Origin of the sequence: Acinetobacter sp. WCHAc060025 (assembly GCF_004209355.1) — a bacterium.
Taxonomy (GTDB): Bacteria; Pseudomonadota; Gammaproteobacteria; order Pseudomonadales; family Moraxellaceae; genus Acinetobacter; species Acinetobacter wuhouensis.
In genome coordinates, this window is the sequence record NZ_SGSX01000054.1 from 1 (window position 1) to 2,476 (window position 2,476).

4 protein-coding genes are annotated in these 2,476 nt (G+C 34.8%); 3 read left to right on the top strand and 1 reads right to left on the bottom strand.

Annotation, left to right across the window (positions count from 1 at the left end; all coding sequences use genetic code 11):
• Nucleotides 1-421 precede the first annotated feature (421 nt).
• Nucleotides 422-622: a hypothetical protein gene (locus tag EXE09_RS18580; RefSeq protein WP_130118245.1), complete on the bottom strand. Its 201-nt coding sequence runs from the start codon at nt 620-622 to the stop codon at nt 422-424.
• Nucleotides 623-735: 113 nt separating this feature from the next.
• Between EXE09_RS18580 and EXE09_RS18585 the strand changes: the two genes are divergently transcribed.
• The 3 genes from EXE09_RS18585 to EXE09_RS18900 are packed head-to-tail and all read left to right on the top strand — an operon-like array spanning nt 736 to nt 2,451.
• Nucleotides 736-1,959, top strand: coding sequence for a phage/plasmid replication protein, II/X family (locus EXE09_RS18585; RefSeq protein WP_130118246.1), 1,224 nt, complete (start codon nt 736-738; stop codon nt 1,957-1,959).
• Between the two features lie 7 nt (nt 1,960-1,966).
• A complete protein-coding gene (locus tag EXE09_RS18590; protein WP_130118247.1) occupies nt 1,967-2,296 on the top strand; it encodes a hypothetical protein in 330 nt (109 codons plus the stop codon).
• Nucleotides 2,293-2,451 carry a hypothetical protein gene (locus EXE09_RS18900; RefSeq protein ID WP_165382093.1) on the top strand — a complete coding sequence of 53 codons (159 nt, stop codon included), beginning with the start codon at nt 2,293-2,295 and terminating at the stop codon, nt 2,449-2,451. Before EXE09_RS18590 ends, EXE09_RS18900 begins: the two co-directional genes overlap by 4 nt.
• Nucleotides 2,452-2,476 lie beyond the last annotated feature (25 nt).

Genomic DNA, 2,476 nt, shown 5'->3' on the forward strand with positions numbered 1-2,476 from the left:
ATTTCGCATAATATCAATGAGTTATGTTACTTTCCGTTGTCGTTGATAATAGTTAAAATCTATTATTCTTGATGATGGATTTTAACTATTGTCAATGATGCTATGCTGTCAAGCGCACTCGAACGGAATTTAATATAACTCACATTATGCGAAATACGTCACAGAAATGGTTTCATAATAGAGACTATAAAAACGATATCTTTATGCAATGTTTGATCAATAAATATACTGTTTGTCAGTATTGTGGTAGAACTTTGCAATTTCCCGATCTTTATACACATTTGAGGAAATTCCACGATTATGAAAAGGGCATAATCATGGATTTTTTGGACGAGTAGGAGAGTCCACGTCTTCTGGTGGTGGACTCTAGTGCCAAATTTGGGAATTTATAATAAGTAATGAAATTTTTTGACCGATAATTTTAGTTTTTTATATAAAAACGACCGAGGTTATCTACGTCTAATTTTTTTAAACCTATTTCAATTAATTGGTGCAGGATTTCACTGTCTTGTACAGTTGGATATCCATTTTCTAATAGTTTGTTGTTAATTTTTCTATGAGCTTCTCTAAGCATATCTTGCTCTGACTCTTTGATTCTTAAATACATATTTCTCTTACTCATTTACAAACTCCTGTTTTCATGTTTTCTATTTTACATGTTGTCATGAAAACACTTGATAAAACTTGTTGTCATGTTTATATTTATGTCAAATGTTTATATGACAACATGACAATATGCTTGATCATCTTTGTATTAATGCTCACTTTGAATCTAGTTTTTACTCATTGAGTGAAAGCGGTGAGTATTTTTTCATTGATGTCGATTTGCATAGTCTAGAAATACCGTTGGCGAGTAGGGCAGTACACAAGAACGATGACGGTTCAATCACGGCTTCATCTTTATTTCATCCGTATGAATCTGTACCAACTAGCTTTACTGGTATGTCTTTGAAATGTTTTTTTGACTCAAGTTATGCGCCTTATATCCAAATTAAAGCAAGTCCTGCGAAATTACGTCAAGGTCACAATGTATTTGGTGATGATGATATTGAGCTAGGTGCAATGGAAATGATTGGCTTTTTTTATGAAGCCTATCCGACTTTAGCTCGAATGATCGACTGGACTACAGCTTGGGTATCTCATATTGATGTGACTTATTCGGCTCGTGTTGGTGATCAGTATAAGGCTAAGAAATTACATGAATTTATGAGACGTGTAACAAATGGTCAAACACAGCTTAGTCAAAAGCAAATGGACAATACAATTTATTGGGGTGGTCAATATTCAAGATTGATCAACATTAAATGCTATCTCAAACATACTGAATTCATGGAAGAATTCAAAGATCAACAGGCTTTAGCCAAGAAATGTGATAAGTCGGCAATACGTGTAATCAAGGTGATGTCAGACAGTCGTTTGATTGATTGGACACTTGGAATTATGCGCTTTGAAGCACGTTTAAAAAAACGTTGGCTTGAGCGTAATGGAATACCGACAAACTTATTTGAATTAATTAAATTTCAGCGTGAAAACCCTGAGATTCTTCAAACACTCTGGAAAAAAGCAACTCATAGCATATTTGAAGCCCTGAGAGGTCAAACTATGAAATTAACAGATGATAAAAGTGTACTTGAATCTATTTCCCAAAGCTCTGTAGTAGTGACCAATTCAGGAAAAGTTTCACAAACTCGTATACGAAATATTTACGCGACGTTTTGCCTTATTCGTGAACACGGATTAGAAAAACTTGCTGAATTATTGCCTAAAACTACATATCACAGACATATATCAGAACTTTGTGAGTGTGGGTTTTCAAAGGCATTTTTACAGAATTTGCATGATCAAAAGTCATCAAATGTTATTCCATTTATGAAGCTCGTAGAAATCGACTTTTCACAGCAATTGCCTGAGTGGTATGAGCCACCAGTATCGCAATTCAATTACTTAAAACTTGCATAGGTGAGCTATGAATACTACACAACATCCAATTATGACAGTTACAGGAATCCGCAAGGCTGCGGGAGATTTCAAAGACGAATCATCAGGTAAAACTATCGAGTTTTCAAATACGGTCGTAACTGTACTTCAAAACTATTCAGATCGGGAACTCGAACAAGGTGCAATTGGTTTCAAATCGACTGATTACAAGATCAAGGGTGCACAGTTCTTTAATGATTACATTCACCAGAAATTGCCTGCGGAAGCAGAAATGATCTTTGATTGGGATTTCACAGGTAAGACGCCAAGAGCAGTTTTGATTGCGCTTAACTTTGATAAGAAGCAGGAAAAGCTATGAACAATTTAGATGATGTGGTTTTTAAGTTTGAAAACCTTAGAACTCAGTTAGAAATAATTGGTCGACTTAGTCAAGGAATCTATAAGTCAGAGCTTGAAAGAATCACGGCTGAAATGGCTGAACAAATTAAAAAGCTTTCAGAATCAAAGGCTTAATATACATCATTTCGCATAATGTATA